This window comes from Photorhabdus tasmaniensis, from assembly GCF_011189505.1.
Lineage (GTDB): Bacteria > Pseudomonadota > Gammaproteobacteria > Enterobacterales > Enterobacteriaceae > Photorhabdus > Photorhabdus tasmaniensis.
This window is the reverse complement of record NZ_PUJU01000248.1, coordinates 1-298: the sequence shown is the minus strand read 5'-3', so window position 1 is coordinate 298 and position 298 is coordinate 1. Positions and strand designations below refer to the sequence as shown.

Annotated in this window: 1 protein-coding gene; it reads left to right on the top strand. The window is 32.9% G+C overall.

Translation table 11 applies throughout. The features are described 5' to 3' along the window. Positions 1–65: 65 nt before the first annotated feature. The coding region (locus C5471_RS24110; protein WP_207627465.1) for a hypothetical protein at positions 66–298 on the top strand (233 nt) is incomplete at its 3' end.

Sequence of the window (298 nt, the reverse complement as noted above, 5' to 3'; positions counted from 1 at the left end):
CAATGGCATTCGGTTAAGATAACAACTATGCTATAAAAATCTAAGTTTCCTCGGAGAGTATGCTGATGGATATATATCATTTTCTGAACAAAACTTTTTTTGATTCATGCTCGAAAATTGATAATTTTTGGCGAAAAAGAAAAAGATCAATAGACACAAAATTGATTGTGCTATTTCTCATGAAAATCATATCAGGGAAAAATAACCACGGATACTCTTATATTATTAATGAAATATGGGCTGAGTGCATTCATGAAAAAATACCGCTACCTCAGCATAAGCCCGTCTCTGCTTCATC